This is a genomic window from Burkholderia sp. LS-044 (assembly GCF_004803625.1).
Taxonomy (GTDB): Bacteria; Pseudomonadota; Gammaproteobacteria; order Burkholderiales; family Burkholderiaceae; genus Burkholderia; species Burkholderia cepacia.
Genome location: NZ_SSWO01000030.1, coordinates 19,092 through 42,561 on the forward strand (window position 1 = coordinate 19,092; position 23,470 = coordinate 42,561).

A 23,470-nucleotide genomic window follows, 5' to 3' on the forward strand; every position below is an offset into this window, starting at 1 on the left:
GGAACCGAATGAAGCTCAATCCGACTCTCAACGTGCAGTCGTTGTACCGCGATCTCTTCGCGCTCACTGCAGACGAAATCAACCAGGTCGCCATCGGGACGCCTGTACACGTGCGTCTGGTGGCGCCGCCGGGCGGCCGGCTTCGATCGTCCCGGCAACAGCCGCAAGACGCATCTACGACGCTGTGCGACGCTCGTACGGCACTTCGATCCCTCGACTGAAAGGTCCCACGATGAAACTCTTGCCGACCCTTCGCGCCGCGGCGTTCGCGGTTTCCCTCTTCGTCGCCCAGCACGCGTCGGCGCTCGAGGTGTTCGACCCGATCAACTACGTGCAGAACGTGATCTCGGCGGCCAAGGCCGTCAAGGGCGAGATCTACCAGAACACCAACATCCTGTACCAGTACCAGATGATGGTGAACGATCTGCTCCAGGCAAAGAACCTGAACCCGACCGCGTGGAAGGCTGCGTATGACCAGATCACGGGCGATATCAACAAGGTGAAGGGGCTGGTCGGCACGCTGCAAGGGCTCTACGGCGACCTGAAGAAGGGCGGTGAATGGGTCACTCAGGTGCAGGGGTTAGTCACGCGGTCAGGCAAGTCGAACGCGCAGTGGTTTGCGGACATGAACACGTTGGTTCAACAGAATGACAAGGTCGCGCGGACCCTGTTCCAGATGGGCTCGAACATCATGCAGCACACCGACGAGATGGCAAAGCGTCGTCAGGAACTGCAATCTGAGCTGTCGATGTCGCCGACCCAACAGGCGACGGCCGAGATCACGACGCACTACCTCGATATCGTGACGAGCCAGAACGCGGACATCCTGCAGCTGAATGCGGCGAAGGCTCAGAAGGACGCCCAGAAGGACGCGCAACAGGCCGAGGACGACAAGGAAAAGGCTGCGGACGCGGAGAAGTTCATTTCCAAGCAACAGGCCGAGCGAGCCGGGTACGGGGTCACCGAGCAATGAGTGCCCGCGCAATTCGCATATGGCTCATGCGTGGCTTGATCCTTCTAGCGCTCGCACTGCCCACCGTGGCGAACGCGGGGGCCTGGGACAAGATCAAGGACATGATGCCATCGGGTTGGAGTTCGAGCTACGTCAAGGGCGAGGTCGCGAAGGGTGCGACCGCGGCGATCGAAGAGATCACGAAGCTGCTGAAGGACCTAATCGATCTCGCGGTCGAGCTGAGCAAGACGCTCGACAAGTACTCGGACAAGATGGCCGGCGGCCTGGCCGTGATCACTTTCGTGTTGGCGTGGATTCGGTTCGCGGCGACTCGGGATCCGGTCGCGGCATGGGGAAGCGTATTCGAAGACCTCGCGATCCTCGGCATCTTTGCGGCGGTGTACGTGTCGTACGGGAAGTGGGCACCGGGCTTCTACAAGTGGTTCAACGAAATGGCGATCGCGGTCTCCGGGACGGACGCGGAGTCATTGCCGATGGCGATGGTGAAGTCTGCGGGCGCGATTTTCGACGCGTTGATTGAAGCGTTGAAGGCGGAGCACTGGTGGAACTATATGGCGCTGCTGATCAACCTTTTGCCGTTGCTAATTTCCTGGGCGTTGCTGATGGTCGCTGCGTTGGTCTTCCTGTTCTTCATCTCGCTTGGGACGATCCAGATGGCGGTCGCGATCGTCTTGGGAAAAATCGCGTTTGCGCTCGGCATGTCCGAGTTTTCGAGAGGTTATTTCAAGAGCTGGCTGGATTTCACGATCAGTGCGGGGATGTACATGGTCGTTGCGGCGATTCTTCAGCGGTTGATGACGGCGACATTGGCGACGTCGTTCAGTAACACGATCTCGAAAGGCCTCACGACGCCGTATGCCGGATCCTTGACGCTGGATCTTTCGATCTTCGTGTTGATCCTCGCATTCGAGATTCCGAAGTTCGCTTCGATGTTTGGCGGCGGTGCGAATGCCAGCGGCGGGGCGATCAAGGGTCTGACGAAGCTTGCAACGAAGGGCATGGCTTGATGACGGACGCACGCCTTTTCGAGCCGGCCGACGCCGGAGACCTTATTGGCCGCAACGAACGCCGTATCGATCTCATCGCACAGTGCGCGAACGAGACGTCACGCGCCGAGTTCGATCGAAGGTGGATGGTGCTGATCCGGCGGTGTGCAGACTGGTTTTCGTCCGTCCCCTTCAGCCCGGAGCTGTACCGCGAGCCGGCCGGCGCTTTCCGTTGGACAGTCGAAACCGCGTTCTACGCGATGCGGCTGTCGGGCGGGCTGAAGTTTGGCACGAACCTACCGTCGGAGCGTCGTCGTAGGATAGAACCGCAATACAACTACGGCGTGTTTCTCGCGGCGATCTGCTCGGGTCTAGATGAGCCGTATCGTCATTTCGACGTCGAGCGTGCGACGGACCGCCAGGTCTGGAACCCGTCCGTCCACGGTGCAGTCGGGCCGTGGCTGGCCGGCGCGAGCTACCGTGTGACGCGTCGCGCTACGCCGCTTCCCATCGAACGGATGCGGACCGGCATGCTGGCGCATGCGCTGGTCGGCAGCGAATTGCTCGGCGGACTCGATACCGAAGTTCAGGCCGAGATATTCGGAGCTATCAACCCGACGCAGAGCTCGATGGGCGTCGAGTCGCTGACCCACAAAGTGGTGCGGCAAGCGGTTGCGACGGCTGCTGATTTCGATCGGAAGGCGCAGCGGGCGGTTTTCGAGCCGGTGACGTTTGCAGTTCCCTCTGCTATCCACGTGGCGGCGGAACTGGAGCCGAAGGTCGAGGCGGCGTCGACGGTGGCCACGCCAAAACCCACGCCGGCACCGGCGCAGCCGGCGACAGCAGATCTCGCGCCGGCGCCCGTTGTTGGCGGCGGTAGCACGCCGTCGGTTCCCGGATCGCTGCGGACTCCCGCCGCCGATAGCACGACGACGCCGGCAGTGCCGGTTGCGCACGGGGCACCGAAGGGCCTAGATGCCCGGCAGATGGCGCTCGAGCTTCCGCCGCCGGCCGCGGCGGTTAATCCGGTAGAGATTCGCCGCGAGCCGGCCGCCGCCGCGCCGAACGGCAATCACTTCGATGAGGTGCTGAAAGGCGCACCACGCATGATCGTGGACTTCTTTTCGGCGCTGCAGCAGGACGTCTCGACGGCGAAAGCGAAGGTGCGCTGGACGGATCAGGGACTCGTCCTATCGAAGCGGACGATCGGCAGCTATGGCGTCGCGAGCGACACCCTGATCGAGCACATGCGGCGCCGGAGCCTGCTGCTCGCCAATGAGCCCACGGAGGTCACGTTGGCGCCGCGCATCGGCGACCTGATTCAGGAGCGTAGAGCATGAACGGCTACATCAATCATTTCCGGCCGATCTTCGAGGTGCGGGCGGTGATCGGTTGGCTGATGGCGATCACGGTGTTGTTGATTTCGGGCATGCCGTATGGTTGGGTGTTTCTGCTTTTCGCGCTCGCCCTGTTTGTCGTCCGGTCTGGCCAGGTGTGGCGAGCACTCAAGTTTCGTATGGCCTTGTCGACGAAATGGCTGACGACTCTTGCGGTGCCCACGCTGTTGGCGATACAGACTCGCATGCGGGCGGAGGCCAATGCGATGTATCTCGGCACCGGCTTCGAGTGGACGCAGAAGCATTGCCAGATGGCTCACGACATCCTGCGGATGCCGACTACGGACATCCCTGGGTTGCCTAAGTGGCTGCCGAAAACCAAGGTGGGGCGCGACTTCGAACGGATGATCGAGAATCTGTTCGCACCAAAGCACAGTATCCGCGACCTGGAGCCGCAAGGGGTCTCGTGGATCCATGGTCTTGAGGCAAAGAAGGGCTATGTGCCGTTCCACTACCGTGCGATGAACGGCCATACAGCGGTGGGTGGCACTACCGGTTCCGGGAAGACCCGGACATACGAAGTGATATCGACGCAGGTGATCCACGGCGGTGACGTGCTGATCAACGTCGACCCGAAAAATGATAAGGACTGGAAGAAGCGCGCTGAGCGCGAAGCGCAACGAACGGGCCGGAAGTTCCTGTATTTCAATCAGGCCAAGCCGTCTGAATCGGTTCGGCTTGAACCGCTGGATAGCTGGTCACAGCCATCCGAGATTCCGAGCCGCATCGCACAGCTGATGGAGGAAGGTCCGTTCCGCGATTTCGCGTTTCTGTTCATCAGTCGCTCCGTGAACGGTGAACTGTACATTGGCGACAAGCCGAACTTGCGCTCGATCCTCAAGTACGCTCAGCTCGGGATCGACCCGCTGCTGGAGAAGGCACTCAAGCGTTTCTTCGCCGAAAGCGGACTGACCGATTGGGAAGAGCTGGTCACGGCGGACACCGTCAAGATCGCGAACAAGCCGGGCTCCACGCGCGTCGACGCGATGATCTCGCTGTATCAGGCTCGGTTTGGTGCGAACGATCGCGGACACGAAGCGATCGATGGGCTGATCGCGACGCACGTTCACGATCGCGAGCACTACATGCGAATCATCGCGTCCGCATTGCCCCTGCTGCAGATGCTCGCCACAGGCGAAACCGGGTTGATGCTCGCGCCGAAGGTTGACGACTTCGAGGACGAACGCGAAATCTGGACGATCGAGAAGGTTATTCGTCAGAAGGCGATCTTGCATATCGGCATGGACTCGCTATCGAACAGCATCGTTGCCAAGGCCGTAGCGTCAATGCTTCTGGCCGATATGTCGGCGGTGTGCGGGGCGATTTACAACTTCTACGAGAAGCCGCCTGAGGTGGTGCTGATCATTGACGAGGTCGCCGAGGCTATCAACGAACAGGTGATCCAGATCCTGAACAAGGGTCGTGGCGCCGGCTTCAAGGCGTTTGTGGCGTTCCAGACGCGCGCCGACCTCGAGGCGAAGTTGGGGAATGCCGCAAAAATGCTGCAGGTTTTGGGGAACCTGAACAACCAGATCATCTTACGCTTGGAAGATACCGACACGGCTGAGTGGTTCTCGAAAAAGGTGGGGGATACCGCGATTCGAAACCTGATTGTCTCCAGCAGTACGAGCAAGGCGAGCGAGGGCCATGTCGGCGAGTTCACCGGATCGGTGACGCGGTCGCAGCAGCTGGAGGCGGTGCCGTTGATCCCGACTCGCCTGATCCAGAGCCTGCCGAACCTGCAGTACTTCATGCGGATTTCCGGCGGCGCGGTGTACCAGGGACGTATTCCAATTCTTACAGGCTAAACAACCAAGCATGTCTGCCGTATTCAAAAAAATCATTCGCGAGCACAAGCTCTCTGCTCACCTGACCCCGGTGTTCACCCTTGCTCCTGAGCTGGAGCTGGTGTGCACGCGTGTCGCGGAGTTCGTCGGTGAGCACTTCATCGGGAAGGCGGAGCCCCTCGTCAAGGAGATGTTCGTGGACGGCCTTGCTGCGTTCAAGCGCGTGCGAAAAACCGGCGATCCGCACGTCGCATTCATGCAAGGGCTGTTCGGGTCTGCCCATATGCTGTACGCGCGGCGCTTTGTCGTGCGCGATGGCGAGCGCTGCCACGTCTGGTCGCCTATGTTCGAGCCGGTGACCGTGTTCGAGTCGCGCCACAAGCATGCACCGGAAATGGTCGACGAGCGCTGCCCGGAGAACATCAGCCAGCGATCGGCGGCGTTCCAGCTTGCGGCACGCGCGCTGACGGGTGAAACCTTCCGACTGTACTTCGAGGAATACGATGTCGCTCACGCATATTCTGATTCGGATACTGACGCGCGTCGATGACCATACCGTGCATCGCGCGATCACAACTGCAGCGGCGCAGGACGACCCGGCAGCACCGCCGCCGCAGGAGTTCCAGCAGGGCCGGAACGCGATGGCGTATGCACTGGCGATGTTCATCGATCGCCGGCCGGCCAGATTCTATGTCGGCCTCGCCGGCCTGATCGTCCTGCCGATCTATCTCCTCGGTGGTCTCTTGGGAGATCTGTATGGCTGGTAGCCGCTTTGTCGGCCACATCAAGATGTGGTTCTTCTTTGTGCCGCTGCTCTCGATTGCGCTCATGCCGGCGCTACCTGACCCGTCGTTGTTCGCGATCCCGGATGCCGAAGCAGAATCGGTTGTGGCCAGCCTTGGAGAGGCGCGAACCGCGGATGCGATCGATGCGACGAATCGAGCGTTCAAGCGGTACTTCGTCGAGACGGGGCTGGTACAGGCGTCAATGGAGTCGACGAACGATTCGCAGATCGAGGACGGCGGGGTGGCGAATTTCGCGAGTCGGTGGGTCCACAATTTCTGGCGACTGGTGTACCGGATGGTCTATCGGCTCAACGTGATGAAGTACTGGCTGCTCGGTGCGCTCGTCTTCGGTATCGCGATGTTCATCGATGGGACAGTCCGGCGCAAGGTGCGGGCCGCGGCGGCAGGCTACGTCAGCCCGCTGTCATTTCATCTCGCCGGGCACGGGATCTTGCTGGTATTCGGTGTGACTTTCACGGTGTTGATCGCGCCGGTGCCGCTCCTTGCACCGTATTGGCTGGCGATCGCTGGTTGTCTCGGCGCGTTGCTCTGGAAAGCGGCGTCTTCGTACCAGTAGCCTGGGAAAGCTCCAGTTTTTCGTACAGCTTTTTGTCGAAAGTCCCACAACCGGTTGGGCGTCCAGTACCGGGAAAAGGCTGTCGAAATACCTGACGATTCGCACCGAACTGGGCGGCCCGGTCGCGCCACAATGAGTCATGGTTTACGGTCCTCAGAAGGCTCGACTCCCCGTAGAGCTTTCAGCCTTGCCCCCTCTCCCCCGGAGGGGGCTTTTTTTCGCCCAGCGTGCCGCAGCGGCCCCGAAAGGCGCGCGAAATCGTTCACGTTTTGGGCGTCTGTCGCCGCATAGGCCCGCAAGAATAGACGCAAGCCGCACGTGCGGTTAGTCAACCAGATAGGATCCACATGAGCACGATCAACGAAGAAGCGCACGTCGGCACCGATACTGCGGACGCAGCACCTGGCCACGTAGCCGTACTTCCGCCGGCGGGCGACGATGCATCAGCAGTCACGGGTAGCCTGGTAGTGGGCGACACCCGGCAGACGACGGACGGCGCGGACGATGGTGAAGTCGAGCGTGAGCTCGACGAGATGGAGAATTCGGCCAACGTGTTGCAGCGCGAAGGGCTGATCAGCAGCGACGAAGCGAAGCTCAAGCTCGAGGAGGTGGCACGCACCCGCACGCTGTTCCGCGACCTGTCGCCCGCAGAGCGCGCGCGAATCATCCAACGCCGTCGCGAGATCGGTCGCGAGCTGATGAACAAGCAGCTGTCGGGCGCCGCGGTCGTGACCGCGCGGGTCACGATGAAACACACGCGTCTTCGGCCGCTGTTCGAGCAGTGGTGGCCGTACCTGAACCGGATGACGATCAACATGCAGCGCTTCGGTCGCGCGACGTACGGCGCGAACGAGCAGGGAATCGTCAGCACGTGGTTCGAGAAGCAGCTCGACCAGCTCGAAGGCTATGTAAACGAACAGCTCGACGTTGCGCATGGCTTCCGCGTGAAGACCGAAACGGAAATGCGCGATCGCGGCGAAACGGTATTCGCACCGACCGTGACGAAGCCTTCGCTCGATATCGAAGTCGAAGCGTACTCGCGGTTCTCGATGCGCCTGCTCTCCGTGATCCTGAAGTTCGACCAGGTGATGGACCACTTCGACTTCCTCGTCTGGAACGGGATTCGTGACCAGTCCGACGTCGACGACGAGACCGCGCGCTTCCTGCGCAAGTTCCACCCGGTCGGCCTGCGCGGCTACACGACCCACCTGAAGCTGATGAACACCGTTCGCGGTAACTGATCGGGAAGACCGGTGCCATGCTCGACGAGTTGAATCCCCAACAGCGCGAGGTGGCACTTCTGCGCCGCCACTGCCTCGCGATCGCGTGCCCGGGCGCGGGCAAGACCAAGATGAGCGCGACGAAGGCCGCGTTCTTGCTGAAGGATCCGACGGCGGTGGTCGGGGCCGTCACCTTCAGCAAGGATGCGGCCGTCGAGCTTCGCGAGCGCATTCTCGCGCTGGCACCGCCCGATGCCAAGCGTCGGCTGATCGCCGGCACCTTCCATTCGCTAGCATACAAGCAGCTTCAACGACCCGGTCGCGGCCGGCCGGATATTGCATCGGAAGGCGATCGCCTCGGGATGCTTGGGCGCGTGCTTGCAGAGCTCGGGTTCGACTGGAAGGTTGAAGAGGCAGTACCGATCGTCGAGCGGATCAAGACGAACTTCGGTCGAGCCGATGAGGGTTCGGCCGAGGCCACGCTCTACGCCGCCTACCAGGACGCGCTCGAGCGCAACGGCAAGATCGACTTCCAGGACATGTTGCGCCTCGCCGTCGAGCGGATGCAGAGTGAGGACATCAAGCCGTATCGGTTCACCGATCTGCTCGTCGACGAATTCCAGGATACGGACCCGCTGCAGTTCAGGTGGGTCGAGCTGCACGCGCGCGCGGGCACGCACGTCACGGTCGTGGGCGACGACGACCAGAGCATCTACGGGTTCCGGGCCGCACTAGGCTTTCGCGGCATGGAAAGCTTCGCGAGCACGTTCGCGGCGCAACGCGTGGTGCTGGGTAGCAACTATCGCTGTCGCGCGGAGATCCTGGCGGCCGCCGACCGGGTGATCCAGAACAACGTCGATCGGATGCCGAAGGTCCTTCATGCGGACCGCGGCGCCGGCGGCGTGGTCACGGCGAGACGGTTCGACGATGAGTATGGCGACGCGGTGGCCGCCGTCGAAATGCTCCAACCGCGGTTGGCCGCTGGCGCGAGCTGCGCGATCCTTGCGCGTACCAACCGGATCCTCGATCCGATCGAATCCGTGTGTCGATCACACGGTGTGCCGTACTACCGCGCGTCGGGCGGATCGGTGCTCAACAAACCTCAGGCTGCGCTGATGTGCAACCTGCTGCAGGTGGTCGAAGGCCACAAGCAGAACGGTATCGACGCCGTCCTGGGCTACATGGGCATGAGCTCCTACGACCTCGGCGCGCTGCACAAGCGCATGGGCGCCGCCTTCGTCCAGATGCAAAAGCAGGAGCTCGTCGGCCTCGGGCTGCGCGAGGAGACGGCGACTGCGTACCGAGCCTTCATGAAGCGGCTGGGCGAGTGGCAGGCGCTCTGCGGGCGATCGTTCCACTCGCTCGCGTTGGAAGGCGTCTACGAGTGGATGATGACCTACGCCAAGGGCGATGTCGCGACCCGGGCGATCCAGTGCATCTACGACGTGGTGAGCCGCCTGAACGGTTCGTTTACCGAGCGCATCGAGTTCCTGAAGCGCGACAACGACAAGCCGGGCGCCGGAGTCCTGGTGCTCACGACGATGCACAGCTCGAAGGGGCTCGAGTACGACCACGTCTGGATCAGTCGATCGGAGGAGGGCGTGGTGCCCGACGAAAAGAGCCCGGAATCGGAGGAGCGGCGCCTTTTCTACGTCGCGATGACGCGCGCTCGGGACAGTCTGACCATTTCTTCGATCAAGAAGAACGCAGTGTCGCGATTTGTTATCGAATCCGGTATTGAATAAAAGATCGGCCGCGCAAGGCGGCCGACGCTCTGTCGAAGTTATTGATCGAGAGCGGTGAACCGAAGCTCGTAGTGACCGCCGGGGAACGGAACCACGGTCGTTCCCTTCCGAGCGAGTTTTGCTGTCACCCGGGTGAGTGGCATTCCACGAGCTTCAACGACTTGGGACTTGCACGGGCCGTTCTCGACCTCCTTGATCCCCACGAGCACCGTGTCTTCCGCTTCGATCGTCAAGCTGAGCGCTCCGTCTGCGTCCGAGTCGGGGGACAGTGATAGAGCGCGCCCGACAGTTCGCTGATTCGAAGTCAGAGTCGTGGTCGGGCCGTTCACCGTGCATGTAGCATATCCGACGCTCTGTCCGTTGGTCATCGCGAAAGGGATGAGGCGACCCGACGGGTCAGTGAAATAGTGCGTGCTGGCTACCAGTGTCTGACCGTCTTTTTGCCAAGCGATGTTGAAGCCGTTCAAAAGCTGGTCGTCGGCAGCTGCATGTGCCGTGACGAGCGCAAGGGCGATTGCGGCGAGAGTTTTTTTCAACGGGTCGTCCTCGATTGGATGTAGTGGTTTTAGGATGCAGTCCGCGAGTTTCTTTATCGGCTAGCATTTACGGCAGTAATGATCGCATCTTCTTTCCGAAGTACCCAAGTGGGCTCGGTGGCATCAGTGAAGGCAAGCGGATTGAGAGCCATGCCACTGCGCCGGGCATACGCGGCCACGCATTTGCTCGAATTGTTCAGGAGGTAGGGAGAAACGCTGCGTTTGAGGTGTCGGCGACCGGTGTCACGGTGGTCTGCGCTTCGATGACCAGCTCGGGCGGTACGCGCTTGAGCTGACCGTTGAGCGCAGCGTGCGCCCCGAGTCTGATTGTTCCGCAGTAGAACACGTTCCCGAGCACGCGCCCATTGATTTCGAGCACCTCGCGCGCGTGGACGTCGCCTTCCACGGTCCCATCGATTCGGACAATTTCACCCTGAACCTTGCCCTTGACGATGCCGCCGGCCCCGACGTGGAGCAGGCCGTCGGTGGAAATGATGTCGCCGTTTGCGAGAGCGAATACGCTCAGGCCGTGGTCGAGGATCATGTTGCCTTCGACGACCAGGCCGGGCATGAGGACCGTCACGTTGTTCGGTTTCGCTTTCATGGTGTGCCTCTTTCAGAAAAGTGGAACGTCGCCGGTCTTGGCGGGCGGCGAAGATTTCGGGGAGTGTTCGGTCTTCGTGGGTTCGTTATGCGGCGTGGATGCCGTCGCCTCTGTGGTGGCCGGCTCCTGGCGCTGGCGAGTAGGGGCGCGGTGGATCCGGTGGCGCGCGACTTTCGGTTGTTCTGCGGGCTGCACCGTGGGCTGTGCTGCGAGGGGTGCCGGCGACGTTGCGGGCGGCGGTGGCGAAGCGGTTTGAGCGGTAGCGACCTGTTGCTGGCCGGCGGCTTGGTTCGAGGTCGCGCGCGCGGCTCGGATCGGTGACGCGGCAGCGTTTTCCAGGTCGGTCGCGGAGGAGGGCGTCGCGGCGGTTGCCGGCGCCGTCGACCCTCCGGACTCGTTGGTCCGCAGCGCTTGTGCGTCGATGCGTGACGTGGCCGCCGGCGTGCGATCGGCTGGCTCGGCAAAGTCCGAACCGGTGAGCGGCCGTCGGACCCCGGGCGGCGTCGAGGCTGCGGCGGGCGCGGGCGGCGTGGTCGCAGTATGTGTGGTCGACCGCTCAACGTGTACGACCGCCTGCGGCGGATGGAGCGCGTGCCAGAGCTTCGCCGCGCTGACGCCCGTGAGTCCCGCCCCCGCTACGACAGCAAGGAAGATCGCTGCCGGCCGGCCGAGTTTTCGACCGGTAGAAGAGAGTCGAGCGGTGACGCGCTCGCGCGTCGATTCCTGTCGGTCAGGAGCAGGGAGCGCCCGGACGTGGCTGTTGATGTCGATGACGACCGGTTGCGACGAGTATTGGGCATGTAGCGCCTGGATCTCTCGAATGTCCAAGATTTACTCCGTAGGTGATCGGGACGTCGCGACGCCGTTCGAAAGCGCGACGGGCTCGAAACGAGCTTATTCACCGGCCGGCAATGTCAAGTCGGTCGGATCGTGCTGCAGGTGATTCCGGGTCAGTCGCGTGCGGTGCCGTCGGCGTCGTATCGGTCGTTGTCCGGGATGCACGCGGTTCTCACGTGCAGGATCCGGCCTTCGGCGTTTTTGAGGATGTTGGCCCGATCCTGCGGCGTGATCTTCTCCGCGAGCTGGGCCTCCATCGACGCGACGAACAGGCGGTCGTATTGGGTCAGGCACCTGACCAGCAGGCCGGCCAGCGGCCGCGTCACCTTCAGTTCGATCTGCTCGTACGGGAAAGTGAGCGCGCGCGCGTTGTGCCGTTCGACCCACGCGGTGGCTTTCCGCATCCAGTCAGCGGTTTCCCGCAGGGCGGTCTGGACGGCCAGTACCTTGCCGCCGCGGGCAACGGCGATCTTGGCCGCGCAGAAGTTGTAGTCGCTCCGGATGAACGTGCGTGCGAAGACAGAGCTGTAGTGCAGGATCGTGACCGCGTCGGAATCCGGCACGATCCTGTCGATACGGCTGTCGCTCGTCAGGCGCTGGATTGGCTTCAATCCGGTCGACGTGGCAATGCGCACCGGCGACGCGTCGGTGGGCGGGGCGTTTTGCGTGGGCGTGTCAGATTGCCCGCGCCCTTCGTGCGGTGGTTCGAGAACGGCAGACATGATTTTTTCGGGTGGTCTCTCTCATCGATGATTCTGAGCGAGCCACCGGATGCACGTACCGGCAAAAGCGAGCCTGTTTTCGTGAGCTTTTCGGGGAGCGCATCCCGGAATTACCGCGATACTGACTCTATTTCTCGCGTCCCTGACGCATCGACCTTGACTTCGCTGGCCGAAGTCCATCTTTTGTACAAGCCGTGCCTATGGGCATGCTCCGACTGGTTGGCAACCAGTGTGGAATTCATTTCTGATGAGCGCCTCGCCCGCGCTCCCCATTTCAGTCATAAAACTCGTTGCTGGCCGCATTCATTTGCGCCGCGACGTCGTTCGACCCCGGACGACGGGTGTCTCTCTCCAGGCCTCTGTCTGGGTAGAACGACTGTAGTCGACTGAGCCGTGAACCTGCGTCGGAATGGCACTTCCGAAAATGGGCTGTAGCGCAGCGTGACCATGCTGTGCGAGGACGACCTAACGTCCTCTATATGAGCCGACCGGCTCCCTGAGCACCACGTCCCCGGAAGGGACGTGGTGCTTGGGTCAATTCACCGAATCCACGAAGCGCGTTCCTCTGCCGAGGAACGCGCTTTTTTTTCGTCATTTTTCTGTCCCGGAGGTACCTGTGCTTCCCAATCGTCTCAATTCCCGGATTGCCGACGTGATCAGTCAAACGATCGCCGAGGAAAGGTCGGCCACCGACACGACGTCACCCGCCTGGCGGGAGCGTTGCGAAGTGGCCCAGGTCGCGATGTTCACCGACTCCGATCGCCGGATTTTTCTGTCCAGTATCGCCCACCGCCGCGGAGAGGCGGCTGCCAACGCGCTCGAGCAATCGGCGGATGCGTTGCGCACCCAGGCGATCTTCAAACTTGCAAGGAAACCATCATGAATGCAGTTGTCAGTTTGGCAGGTGGCCCCGTACGGAGCGTCGTCGAAGAGCGGGCGATGCGCCCGCCCGTGATCGGGAAGATCCGGCCCGGCATCAAGGTACTGACGTCGTCAGCCCGGGGCAATCCGGACGCGGTTGCGCTGTACGAAGCGATGGTGGCCGCCGGCGACTCGTTCGAGACGATCGGCAAGGCGATCGAGTCCCGTTGTCGACTCAGGAATGCGCTGGCGCCGCGTAACACCGACTACTTCACCTGCCGGCGCTCGGACTTCAACAATCCGGCAGTCGCTGACGAGATCCTTCGGCTCTACGGCGAGGACCGTGGGCAAGGCGTCAGGCTCTACCGCTTCCCGGTACTGTTCGCCTTCAACGACTGGATGCAGAACATCCCCAACCAGATGGCGGCGTGGGGCACGAGTGGCCGCAAATACTTCTCGGAGTATGGGCATGACGGGCTCCGTTACTGCAAGACGTACGCGAAGGTCGAGCGGGATCCGCACGCGACGCGCGCGGTTCGCCAATTCGGCGGCCGCGACGTGATCTTCCGTCAGGATGACGCGATTCCCGACGGAGTCTGCAACCCCGAGCAATGCCCGCAGTACCAGGGCCGGCAGTGCAACCTCGGCGCGCAGTTCATCTTCGCGATTCCTGACATCAAGGGTCTGGGCTTGATCGAGCTCCCGACGAACTCGATTTACGTGCTGCAGAAAGCGTACGCGGCGATGAAAACGGTCCAGCTGGCCCGCGGCAAGCTGACGGGTACGAAGTTCTGGATCTCGAAGCGGGAATTCGACATCACGCGTATCAACGAAGCGGGCGACGCGGTGCGTCAAATGCAGATGCTGACCGTGCTCGACGCGGACATCGACATCGGCGCGCTGCTCGACGGCGCTGAGGACGTGCCGTTGGCGATCGAGGATTCGGAAACGCTCACGCGAAGCGATCCCGGCGGCACGGTGATCCAGCTGCACCCGGCAGACGGCGAGAGCGAACCAGAGGAAGGCCCGCCGGAGACCATGGAAGAGAAGCGTCACCGCATGCAGGACCTGCTGCAGCGTCTTCGCTTCGTTGAGGACGAGCAACGCAAGTCGTTTCGCGTCTACGGTCACTCCCGATTCGGACGTGGCTGGACGGAGCGGCCCGCCGATCTCGACAAGATGATCGCGCGGCTGACAATCGCGCTCACGGATCCGCATTCCCTTGATCGCGAGATCGGTGAGGCGGTCGATTCCTTCCGCAACGCGTAACTGATCCCCCTTTCGCCGGCCCTTCGGGGCCGGTCTCTTTTTCTACATCGCGCACCTGAGAGTCCTTCAGCAAATCCATTTGCTCAAGTGCTTTCGACCGCGTGCCTCACGCATCGAAATCGTCCGCGCAAGCGGCCATCTCTTGACCCATCCCTCTGGAGGATCCCATGCGCCGGATCGGCAACATCACGGCGTTTTTCGGCGCCGCTGACGTGTTCAGCAATTGGCACCCGTGCAGCTTCACGTTCCACGAAGTCACCTTCAACTGTGTCGAACAATTCATGATGTACGCGAAGGCCATGCTGTTCGATGACCACGCGACAGCGGAAGCAATCCTGTCGTCGACATCGCCACGCGAGCAGAAGCGGCTTGGACGTTCGGTACGCGGGTTCGACGAGGCCCGTTGGCTAGCGGCGCGCGAGAAGATCATGTTCGTAGGCTGCCGCGAGAAGTTTCGACAAAACGAGGCTCTCGCGAACGCGCTGCGCGCGACCGGGACGTCGGTTCTGGTCGAGGCGAGCCCGTATGACCGGATCTGGGGCGTCGGGCTCGGCGAACAGGATCCCCGCATCGCTGATCCGTCCGCCTGGCAGGGGTTGAACCTGCTCGGCAAGGCGCTCATGCACGTGCGGGACGCGCTTTCTCGATCGTAACTTTCCTTTTTGCGCCGCATTCCGGCGCGAATCTATCTCTGGCTGCCTGCGGGTGGCCATTTCTTTTTCTGGAGGCGTTGATGAAGATCGCGCATTTTTCTGACTTGCATTACGCGCCTGAACACCTCGACGAGGCGGACCGGTGCTTCTCGTATGCGGTAGGTGACGCGATAGCACGCGAGGCCGAGGTGGCGGTGATCAGCGGTGACTCGACCGACCATCGGCTCGATGCCCATGCGCCGGCGCTGAACTCACTCGCGACTCAGGTGCACCGACTTGCGCAAGCGATGCCGGTGCTGATGCTGCAGGGCACGTTCTCGCACGAGCCGCCCGGGACACTCGACAACTTCGCGCTGATGGGCGCGCGGTATCCGGTGGCCATTGCGGACCGCGTCTGTCAGGTTGCTCTCTACGATGGAAACTTCTGGTTCTCGCGTGGGCCGGTCTTCGACGAGGACGAAGTGCGACATCATCTGTACAGCGAGCCCGAAGCGATCTTTACGTGTCTTCCGACGATGAACAAAGCGGAGCTGGCGCTGCGCGTCGGGTCGCTGGCGGCATCGACTGATCTCGCGGATACCCTCGCGGGGTTCCTCGCTGCGGCCGGCCGGATCAATGCGGCATTCCGAGCGGCAGGCGTCCCGACGATCGGAGTGTCGCACGGCACGGTGAACGGTTGTCAGACGGAACACGGCGTCACGATGGCAGGATTCGATCACGAGTTCAGCCTGAGCGCGCTGTTTGGCGCGGAGTGCTCGGCGTTCATGCTGGGTCACATCCACAAGCACCAGACGTGGGAGCGCGAGGGGCGGCTCGTGGGGTATCCGGGTTCGATCGGGCGGTTCCACTACGGTGAGCTCGGCGACAAGGGCTACCTTTCGTGGGAAGTTTCGGCGAACGACGCCCATGCGGCGCTGGTTTCGACGCCATCTCGTGAAATGGTCTCCGTTGCTTTTGACGGGCCGCCTGACACGAACGAGCTCGAAGCGCTCGCGGCTGCGTCCGCCGGGAAGTTCGTGCGTATTCGCTGGCAGATCGACGAAGAGCATAAGCAGCTGGTCGACCGCAAGGCGATCGAAGCAATGTTCTCGACGGCCGCCGGCGTGAAGCTCGAGCCGCGCGTGCTTCCTGTCATGCGTAGCCGGGCAGAGGGGATCAGCACGGCGCCGACGGTCGACGCGAAGCTGTCCCGATGGTGCGAGCTGGCCGACGTCGATGCTGTTCCGCTGGTTGACCGGCTGCAGCTGCTCGAGACCGGGGAGCCGGACGCGATCGCGCAAGCAATCCTGGCGCGTTTAGCCAGTGCTGACGAGCCCGCTGGTGGTCAGCCAGTCACGCCGATCGTCGAGTCGGCGTTGCCGCTGGCCACAATGGCGACTATCGCGCCGGCCGCTGACGAACAATCCTGGCTCATCGACGATTTGTTTGCGGCGTAGCTTGGCCCACGGACGGTTTGCATTCCGTCATTTTCGAACACTAGCCGTGTTCCGATAGCCCGTGTGGCTATCGAAACGAGGTTCACCCCGCGCCCATTGGCGCATCGAACGCAGCATCGCTGCATCCAGTTTCTTTCTACCCTGACGGGGCGTGTTCCCCGTCAGGGGCGCACTCCGTCTTCATTCCGGAGTGTGCTCATGTTTGGTCTCTATCCTGCTGGCGTCCGTTGGGCGCAAACCTATACGGCGTCCACCGACGCCAAATCGCTGCAGAAGCTTCTCGTCGATCACGGCGGGTGCACGGCAGCACTCTTTCACCAACCGTTCGGCGTCCAGCGGGGCGCGGTCATTGCACAGCGCGACGGCATGTTGGTGTTGGCCCACGTGGTCGACGCCGACGATGCCGAGATCGTGGTCACGCCAGGCGTCGAGCTGCAAAACCTGCTGTGGTCCTTCGACGCTGGTTACTCGGGTCAGTGGTCCGGCCGCGAGCTGCAGATTCTCACCGGTTGTTCCAACTGGGATTCGATGCTCAAGCAGACTTCGGACGCGTTCAGCCGCCTCTGTGGGACGGTGCAGGCCGCCGTTGACGGTACGTTGGGGAAGCCGGCATCCCAGCCCGAACCGACGCTTCCGGTCGATAACGACGATATCCCGTTCTTCCTGCCTGACGAGTATCTGCAGCCCATCTCTCTTTCGGAGATCCAGTCATGCGACCACTGAAACTGTTGCTCGAAGGGTTCCATGGCGTGCGGGACGGGATGAAACGCGACAGCGTCGAACTCGACCTGGAGTCACTGCCCAATGGGTTGATCGCGTTGACGGGGCCGAACGGCGCCGGCAAGACGACGATCATGGACAACCTCCATCCGTACCGGATCATGCCGTCGCGCGCGTCGAAGCTCTCGGTCGATGCGTTCTCGTACTGGGATCACACCAGCGGGGTGCAGGCGCGCAAGGAGTTTGAATGGGAGCACGATGGCTTGCACTATCGGTCGACCTTCGCGTTCCGCAAGCCCGGCAAAACCGGCAAGGCGGACTACTTCCTGTTCTATCGCTCGACCGATGGCGAGTGGCGGCCGGTATCGCTGCCGGATGGCACGGTCTCGGACGGCAAGGGTGAAACCTACGATCGATGTGTTGACGCGATCTGCGGTTCGCTCGAGTCGTTTTTCACGAGCGTGTTTTCGGCGCAGAACCGCCGGCCGCTCGCGTCGTACGGAGCGAGCGAGATCAAGGCGTTGCTCGCTGACCTGCTGAAGATCGATCACCTCCGTGCGTTGTCGACGAAGGCTGCAGAGGTCGCGAAGGTGCTGGCCCGGGAACTCGGTGTGGTGCAGCAAGCCATCACGGCATTTTCTGGAAAGCGTGAGCGGGTCGATCAGACGCGCAAGGCGATCGCGATTGACGTTTCGGGGATCGCTGCCGCGCGCGAGCGGCGCACGACTGTCCAGGCTGAGATCGCGACGCTGACGCAGCAGCACGCCGTGTTGGTTGCCAAGCAAGGCGAGAACGCGGCTGCGGCGGCGCGACTCGGGGAACTGGGGGCGCGTCGCAACGAGCTGCGGACTTCGCTTGATGCCGTGGAGCGTAACGGGCAGGCGGAGCAGCAACGGTTGTTGCAGCGCGCGACGACGATTCGTAACACGATCGCCGGCCATGCGGCCGTTGTTCGGCAGCGTGAGTCCATTCTTGGCGCCGCAGCGGATCGCGACGATGCACAGCTTCGGCTCGGCAAGGCCGAAGCACTGATCGAACCTTTGCAGCGCGCGATCGACGAGCTCGACGCGAAGCGACTGCGGGCGGCAACGGTCGGATCGACGCTTTCCAGCCTGCAATCGGAGGGCACCACCAAGGCTGACCTGATCAAGACCCTGACCGAGCAATCGGCGGTCATCGGTTCGGTGCCGTGTGCGGGGATGGACATTCACGTGACGTGCCCGTTGCTCGCGCAAGCGAGGAGTGCGGCACAGCAGGTGGACGTCCAGACCATCTCGTTGAATGACCTTCGGACCCGGTACCGCGGCCATAAGGCGGAACTGGATCAACTGGCGCCGGCTGTTGAGGCGTTGTCTGCGAAGCGCGCCGAACTGCAGCGCGTCAATTCGGAAATCGCGGCGGCCCGGCAGGCGCTGCAACGTGCAACGGAACTTGCCGCACGAAAGCCACTGCTCGATGCAGCTGAAACCGGGATGCAACAGGGCCAGGCGGAACTTGCGTCGCTCGAAGTTGAGCGAGGCGAGGCGTCGAAGCGTCGGGAGACCGAGACGGCGCGGATAAACGGCTTGTTGCGGGAGGTCGAGGCGGAGGTGTCGCGTCTGGCTTCTGTCGATGTCGCGCAAGCGATTACAGATGTCGATCGCCAGTTGGCCGCCCGACGCGAGACCTGCACGGGGCTGGATGCCAGGATCGAAGCATTGGTCAGGAGTCAGGCTACGGGAGAAACGACGCTGGTGACGCTCGAGCGCGAGCTTGAGGGCTTCTCAGCGACGCAGGCACTCGCCGAGCGCATCTCGGACGAGATCGCGAAGTGGAAGCTGTTGGCGAAAGGCCTGGGCAATGACGGCGTGATCGCGCTGACGATCGACGACGCAGGCCCGGCACTGACGCAGAGGGTGAACGACCTGCTGCTTGCCTGCTACGGCACGCGGTTCACGGTCGAGATCCAGACGCAGCGCACGTTGGCCAATGGTGACACGCGCGAGGGATTTGAAATCCTCGTGCACGACGCCGAATGCGACAGCAGCAAAGCGGTTGGCGTGATGTCTGGTGGTCAGAAGGTGTGGATCAACGAATGCCTGACACGGGGCGTCGCCCTGTACATCGCAGGTAACGCGGGACAACCGTACGAGACGCTGTTTAGCGACGAATCGGATGGTCCGCTTGATCCCGATCGCAAGGTGCAGTTCATGCGTATGAAGCGCGAGGTGCTGCGTCAGGGTGGGTATGCGCGGGAGTTTTTCATCTCGCAAACGCCCGACCTGATTGCGGAGGCTGATGCGGTCATCGACGTGGCCGCACTTGCGAGGTAGTGCAGCACACATTTTTAACCCTGGTGGGGAACGTTCCCCACAGGGGCGTTCCTCGCTTTTTTTGAGGAACGCTATGAAACTGAAGTCCAATTCTGCTGAGCTGGTTCGAACCTTGACGGTCTCGATCCGGCCGAAGCCCATTCGCATCGGTACGGAGCACGTGTACGAGCTGAACGGCTCGCGACTGCGCGACGTGCTGGTGAACGGGCGCTGGGTGACGGTGGCCACGACGGCCGTCGTCGTGTCCTGATTCGTCGACGGAGGAGCGTTTGATGAACGGGATGACGAACCTGGTGATGCTGTTGATCGCGATGCACGGCGGTTCGGAGCCGCCTGCGCCGGCCCTACGCTACGCGGTGGCTTCGCACGCCGCGAATAGGCGGCCGGCTAATAAAACGGACGCGGTCATCTGCAGAGATGGCCAAGTCCACACTTTTCTCGCAGGGCACCCCAAGCCCTGCATCTAGCCCTTGTCCGGCGGCCCCGCTCTCCCACGAGAGTGGGGCCATTTTTTTGAGGAACCTATATGCCGCTCCTGAATGTTGATCTTGTTCAGCTCGCGTCGAGTGTCGTGCCTGAAAGCGCGCGAGGTCCGTTCGACGGGATGTCGGTTCGGGCGCGTCTGGCGACGCTCGCGATCGTTGCCGATCAAGCTGGGAACACGTCAGTGCGCGATGTTGCACTGAATGCACTGACGGTGATCGACGCCCCGGCCTATGTCGGGCTTTCGGCGGTCCGGATCGCGCTCGAATCCAGTTGCGCGCTACTGCGTGTTCCAGCCGATCGATTTGGCTTTCTCGTTGCGGTTGTCAGTTCCGCTGTTCCGCAGAAGGAGGGGTACGCGGAGTTCGCCAAGTGGCCGCGGAAGGACAGCGAACGGTGGCTCTTGACCGTCGCCGCGCGTGATGTGGCGAAGGCATTGGCGAACCGCTAATGCATCCCTCTCATCGTTTCGATGGCGCATCTCAACGCCACGCTTGCGAATGGAGCGGGGCTTTTCATATTCGTTTTGAGATACCTATGAAGAAGCAAATCGGTTGGGCTGTACTGGTGGCGTGGCTGTGCTGTTTCGTCGCGATCGCGCTGGTCGGCCGCGCGCAGGCGGAGGTCCCGCCTCGGGTTGAAATTGCGTTCTCGCCGGATGGCGGCGCCGAAGCGCTGGTGCTGCGGACGATTGGCGAAGCTCGCCAGTCCATCCGTGTGCTGGCTTACTCGTTCACCGCTCCGGCAGTGACGCGTGCGCTCATCACCGCAAAGCGCCGCGGCGTTGACGTCGCGGTGAGCGTCGACGCGCGCAGCAACCTCGAAGAGGATCGAAGCGGCCGAGCACGGGCGGCGCTCGGTGCTCTCGCTTACGCCGGGATCCCCGTTCGTGTTGTGAGCGCCTTTCCGGCGCAGCACTCGAAGTATGTCGTTGTCGACGGCATGACCGTCGAGACCGGAAGCTACAACTATTCGCAGCAAGCGGCCCGGTACAACGCGGAGAACGTCGTCGTGTTGCGGGGTGACACTCGTGTTGCCGATGCGTACCTGAAGAACTGGGAAGCGGTGTCCGCGCGCGGCGAGTTGTATCGCGCGCCCTGATTGTTATCTTCTTCTCAACCCACGCGGGACAGATCCCGCGTGGGGCTGTTCCTGCGCTACTGGAGCAGCACATGTTTTCGGAAATTCTGGTGAAGATGGAGTCCGCGATCGACTCGCTCGTCGTGCTGATTCGGAAGGGGTACACGGTCTCCAACGCGCTGAGCGGCGGCAAGGACTCGACTTGCACCGCGATCCTCATGCTCGAGGCGGTGCGACGCGCCGGTGCAGCGGTGTCGCGCGAGCACTTCGTGACGAGTGCGGATACGACAATCGAAAACCCGAGTATGCACTGGCACCTTCAGGCCATGCTGGATGAGATCCGCGACGCCTATGCGGACGCTGGCACGCCGGTATCGGTGCACGTAGCGAAGCCATCTTTGGCGTCGCAGTTTGTCGTCGCAACGATCGGGCGCGGAACGCTTCCCCGCACCCCGGAAAACGGGGTGAAGAACGGGAAGCGGATACGTGCGTGCGCGGCTGACTGGAAGGTCGACCCGCAAAACCGGTTGCGCGTCGCGCTCGAGCGCTCGGCGGCTGCCGGCGGCAGTGGCGAAGTTGCCACCATACTCGGCAACAGGTTCGACGAAAGCGGCAGTCGTGCAGCGGCCATGACGGCGCGCAGCGAGAACGCGTTGAGACCCGTCCGAAACGCGGACGGGCTGCTCACGTTCTCTCCGATCGCTGAATGGTCCACCGACTGCGTCTGGGCGATGCTCTCGCTCTTCGCGGACGATGCCGATCGGCCCTTTCCGTCGCCGATTTCCGCTGCGTCGATTCGACGCTTGTCGGATCTCTATCGGGCGGGAAACGAGGGAACATGCGGCGTGATTCTCGGGGAGGGCGGCGCGCGCGCCGCGTGCGGCTCCCGATTCGGGTGCGCGTTCTGTTGCGTGTCGGGCGAGCGAGATCGCTCGATGGAGTCGATGGTGAAGGAGCCGGAGCACCAGCATCTGGAAGGGCTAAATCGCTTCAGGAACTATCTGGTCGCGATGCAGTGGGATCTTGGTCGACGAGAACTGGTCGGCCGAAAGCTGAGCGACGCTGGGTACCTGGCGGTCAAGCCCGACGTCCTATCCTATCGGGAGCGGCTCCGATTGCTGCAGTACCTGCTGACCCTCGACGTGCTTGAGGTCGAGCGCGCGGAGCGGCATGAGGGGGCCTTGGCGACGGGCGAAATACCTGATACGCCGGACAACCGGGCGCTCTGCGATGTGCAGTTCGAGATGATCACGCCGGCGCAGCTGGTGGCGATCGATTTTTATCTCTCCATGCACCACTACGCGCCTCACGCGTTTCCAGCGCTTTCGGTCTGGTTTGACGTGCATCGCCTCGGCCGACGCTACCATGTTCCGGTGCTCGCCCCGTTGCCAAAGACTGACATCCCGCATCACGGATGGTTCTACGTCGGTGCGTACGATGCCGAGGCGCCTGCAGATGGGCTTCGCGACTACACCGCAGAGCAGTGGAACCGCTATCTGCATCCGGATCGGCCCAGCCACTACGCGCGCACGAAGGGAGGAGAGCAGATCGTCTATTTCGAAGAGGGTGACCAATTCGAGGTGGACAATGAGGCAGCCTGCGCGTTCGTGACCTGCAGCTTCGACGCAGGCTGGTCCGTGAAAGCCCAGCAACACGCTGGGATGGAGTCGGCCCGATTCTGGCTGAACGAAGGCATTTTGCGGCTGCCGGCGGGGATGGCGGGGCGTTATCAGGAGATGGCGAAGCGCGGCCAGTACTTCGCCCATCTCGCCGAGCGATTTAACCTTACGCCGGCGGAGCTGGATCGATTTCTGGTCGACCGCGCGATCTCGAACGCGGAACACCTTACGATGCTGAATCTGGCGCCTGTCGACCTGTTTTCTCAGGTTGCCTGAGGTCAAGCGCTCTTGCAAAAAACCCGGCACTCACGTGTCGGGCTTTTTTTTTCGCGCGGCGCACAAATGTATCAGACGATTGCGGCGCCGTAGGGGAAGATTGCTACGCCGCCTCAGAGCGGTTCAGCAGTGCCGCAAGGTTGGTATCCGGCGGCGTTGGCGCGGAGTGCGCCGTCTGAATCCGGGCGCGGCCGATCACAAGGTTCCGTGAATCGATCGAGATGCGCTCGATATGGCGGCCGCGTGCAGCGCGCTCGGGGGTCTGCTGGTACGGGTGACCACGTTGAATGTAGTCTTCCAGATCTGGCTCGGGGAAGATGACGTGGTGCACGTCACCCTCCGTCAATGCGACGCAGAGCATCGAGAACGGGACCCCGGTCAACTCGCGGTCTGCGATTCGATTCAGGATCGCGTCACGCGTTTGGTGATCGGCGGCCAGGTTGCCCGGTCGGCCGCTGTGATGATTGATCTGGAGGATGACTTGCGTCTGGTTGTCCGGCGATTTGATGAACCTGTATCGACAAGAAGCAATTTCGCCGTTCGCGAAGTAAATGAGGTCGGTGTAGCACGTTACGTAGTCCATACGAATATT

The 23,470-nt window shown here is 62.2% G+C and carries 25 protein-coding genes; 20 read left to right on the top strand and 5 right to left on the bottom strand.

Features of this window, described 5'->3' with window-relative positions:
* The first annotated feature begins 8 nt into the window (after window positions 1-8).
* From E9536_RS39565 to E9536_RS39610, 10 genes are all read left to right on the top strand, one after another.
* Complete coding sequence (locus E9536_RS39565) at window positions 9-221, top strand: hypothetical protein (RefSeq protein WP_136473028.1); 213 nt, start codon at window positions 9-11, stop codon at window positions 219-221.
* Window positions 222-232: 11 nt separating this feature from the next.
* Window positions 233-973, top strand: coding sequence for a type VI secretion protein (locus E9536_RS39570; protein ID WP_136473030.1), 741 nt, complete (start codon window positions 233-235; stop codon window positions 971-973).
* 26 nt (window positions 974-999) lie between these two features.
* Entirely contained in the window at window positions 1,000-1,980 is a 981-nt protein-coding gene (locus E9536_RS39575; RefSeq protein ID WP_247873588.1) for a type IV secretion system protein, read from the top strand.
* A complete protein-coding gene (locus E9536_RS39580) occupies window positions 1,980-3,299 on the top strand; it encodes a TraI domain-containing protein (protein WP_136473034.1) in 1,320 nt (439 codons plus the stop codon). The genes E9536_RS39575 and E9536_RS39580 overlap by 1 nt, the downstream gene beginning before the upstream one ends.
* Window positions 3,296-5,164 (top strand): conjugative transfer system coupling protein TraD, encoded by a 1,869-nt coding sequence (traD, locus tag E9536_RS39585; RefSeq protein WP_136473036.1) that lies wholly within the window; start codon window positions 3,296-3,298, stop codon window positions 5,162-5,164. Before E9536_RS39580 ends, traD begins: the two co-directional genes overlap by 4 nt.
* A 10-nt stretch (window positions 5,165-5,174) precedes the next feature.
* Window positions 5,175-5,693, top strand: coding sequence for a hypothetical protein (locus E9536_RS39590; RefSeq protein ID WP_060221180.1), 519 nt, complete (start codon window positions 5,175-5,177; stop codon window positions 5,691-5,693).
* Entirely contained in the window at window positions 5,647-5,910 is a 264-nt protein-coding gene (locus tag E9536_RS39595; RefSeq protein ID WP_089476876.1) for a hypothetical protein, read from the top strand. The genes E9536_RS39590 and E9536_RS39595 overlap by 47 nt, the downstream gene beginning before the upstream one ends.
* A complete protein-coding gene (locus tag E9536_RS39600; RefSeq protein WP_136473038.1) occupies window positions 5,900-6,505 on the top strand; it encodes a DUF4400 domain-containing protein in 606 nt (201 codons plus the stop codon). The genes E9536_RS39595 and E9536_RS39600 overlap by 11 nt, the downstream gene beginning before the upstream one ends.
* A gap of 347 nt (window positions 6,506-6,852) precedes the next feature.
* On the top strand, window positions 6,853-7,746 hold the full coding sequence (locus E9536_RS39605) for a hypothetical protein (RefSeq protein WP_060221174.1): 894 nt from the start codon (window positions 6,853-6,855) through the stop codon (window positions 7,744-7,746).
* Between the two features lie 17 nt (window positions 7,747-7,763).
* Entirely contained in the window at window positions 7,764-9,470 is a 1,707-nt protein-coding gene (locus tag E9536_RS39610) for an ATP-dependent helicase (RefSeq protein ID WP_136473040.1), read from the top strand.
* Window positions 9,471-9,508: 38 nt separating this feature from the next.
* On the opposite strand, the gene E9536_RS39615 is transcribed toward E9536_RS39610, so the two are convergent.
* The 4 genes from E9536_RS39615 to E9536_RS39630 all read right to left on the bottom strand — a co-directional run bounded on the left by E9536_RS39615 (window position 9,509) and on the right by E9536_RS39630 (window position 12,169).
* Complete coding sequence (locus E9536_RS39615; RefSeq protein WP_089476872.1) at window positions 9,509-10,006, bottom strand: hypothetical protein; 498 nt, start codon at window positions 10,004-10,006, stop codon at window positions 9,509-9,511.
* Between the two features lie 196 nt (window positions 10,007-10,202).
* Entirely contained in the window at window positions 10,203-10,610 is a 408-nt protein-coding gene (locus tag E9536_RS39620) for a polymer-forming cytoskeletal protein (RefSeq protein WP_089476871.1), read from the bottom strand.
* Window positions 10,611-10,622: 12 nt separating this feature from the next.
* Window positions 10,623-11,438, bottom strand: a complete 816-nt coding sequence (locus tag E9536_RS41745; RefSeq protein ID WP_168799632.1) for a hypothetical protein — start codon at window positions 11,436-11,438, stop codon at window positions 10,623-10,625.
* 122 nt (window positions 11,439-11,560) lie between these two features.
* Window positions 11,561-12,169 (bottom strand): DUF1845 domain-containing protein, encoded by a 609-nt coding sequence (locus E9536_RS39630; protein WP_136473042.1) that lies wholly within the window; start codon window positions 12,167-12,169, stop codon window positions 11,561-11,563.
* Between the two features lie 529 nt (window positions 12,170-12,698).
* Here E9536_RS39630 and E9536_RS39635 point away from each other — a divergent pair.
* From E9536_RS39635 to E9536_RS39680, 10 genes are all read left to right on the top strand, one after another.
* The gene (locus E9536_RS39635) at window positions 12,699-13,052 is read left to right on the top strand and encodes a hypothetical protein (RefSeq protein WP_247873590.1); all 354 of its coding nucleotides are present in this window, start codon (window positions 12,699-12,701) and stop codon (window positions 13,050-13,052) included.
* Window positions 13,049-14,299, top strand: a complete 1,251-nt coding sequence (locus tag E9536_RS39640; protein WP_136473044.1) for a hypothetical protein — start codon at window positions 13,049-13,051, stop codon at window positions 14,297-14,299. The genes E9536_RS39635 and E9536_RS39640 overlap by 4 nt, the downstream gene beginning before the upstream one ends.
* A 167-nt stretch (window positions 14,300-14,466) precedes the next feature.
* Window positions 14,467-14,952, top strand: a complete 486-nt coding sequence (locus tag E9536_RS39645) for an NADAR family protein (RefSeq protein ID WP_089476867.1) — start codon at window positions 14,467-14,469, stop codon at window positions 14,950-14,952.
* An 80-nt stretch (window positions 14,953-15,032) separates the two neighbouring features.
* Window positions 15,033-16,388: a metallophosphatase family protein gene (locus E9536_RS39650; RefSeq protein WP_136473046.1), complete on the top strand. Its 1,356-nt coding sequence runs from the start codon at window positions 15,033-15,035 to the stop codon at window positions 16,386-16,388.
* 198 nt (window positions 16,389-16,586) lie between these two features.
* A complete protein-coding gene (locus E9536_RS39655; protein ID WP_136473048.1) occupies window positions 16,587-17,111 on the top strand; it encodes a hypothetical protein in 525 nt (174 codons plus the stop codon).
* The gene (locus tag E9536_RS39660; protein ID WP_136473050.1) at window positions 17,099-19,420 is read left to right on the top strand and encodes an SMC family ATPase; all 2,322 of its coding nucleotides are present in this window, start codon (window positions 17,099-17,101) and stop codon (window positions 19,418-19,420) included. The genes E9536_RS39655 and E9536_RS39660 overlap by 13 nt, the downstream gene beginning before the upstream one ends.
* A gap of 73 nt (window positions 19,421-19,493) precedes the next feature.
* Window positions 19,494-19,670 carry a hypothetical protein gene (locus tag E9536_RS41750; protein WP_168799633.1) on the top strand — a complete coding sequence of 59 codons (177 nt, stop codon included), beginning with the start codon at window positions 19,494-19,496 and terminating at the stop codon, window positions 19,668-19,670.
* Window positions 19,671-19,946: 276 nt separating this feature from the next.
* The gene (locus E9536_RS39670; protein WP_136473054.1) at window positions 19,947-20,354 is read left to right on the top strand and encodes a hypothetical protein; all 408 of its coding nucleotides are present in this window, start codon (window positions 19,947-19,949) and stop codon (window positions 20,352-20,354) included.
* 86 nt (window positions 20,355-20,440) lie between these two features.
* Entirely contained in the window at window positions 20,441-21,004 is a 564-nt protein-coding gene (locus tag E9536_RS39675; RefSeq protein WP_136473056.1) for a phospholipase D family protein, read from the top strand.
* 71 nt (window positions 21,005-21,075) lie between these two features.
* Window positions 21,076-22,878: a phosphoadenosine phosphosulfate reductase family protein gene (locus E9536_RS39680; RefSeq protein WP_136473058.1), complete on the top strand. Its 1,803-nt coding sequence runs from the start codon at window positions 21,076-21,078 to the stop codon at window positions 22,876-22,878.
* Between the two features lie 103 nt (window positions 22,879-22,981).
* On the opposite strand, the gene E9536_RS39685 is transcribed toward E9536_RS39680, so the two are convergent.
* Window positions 22,982-23,461, bottom strand: a complete 480-nt coding sequence (locus E9536_RS39685; RefSeq protein ID WP_136473060.1) for a hypothetical protein — start codon at window positions 23,459-23,461, stop codon at window positions 22,982-22,984.
* Between the last annotated feature and the right edge of the window lie 9 nt (window positions 23,462-23,470).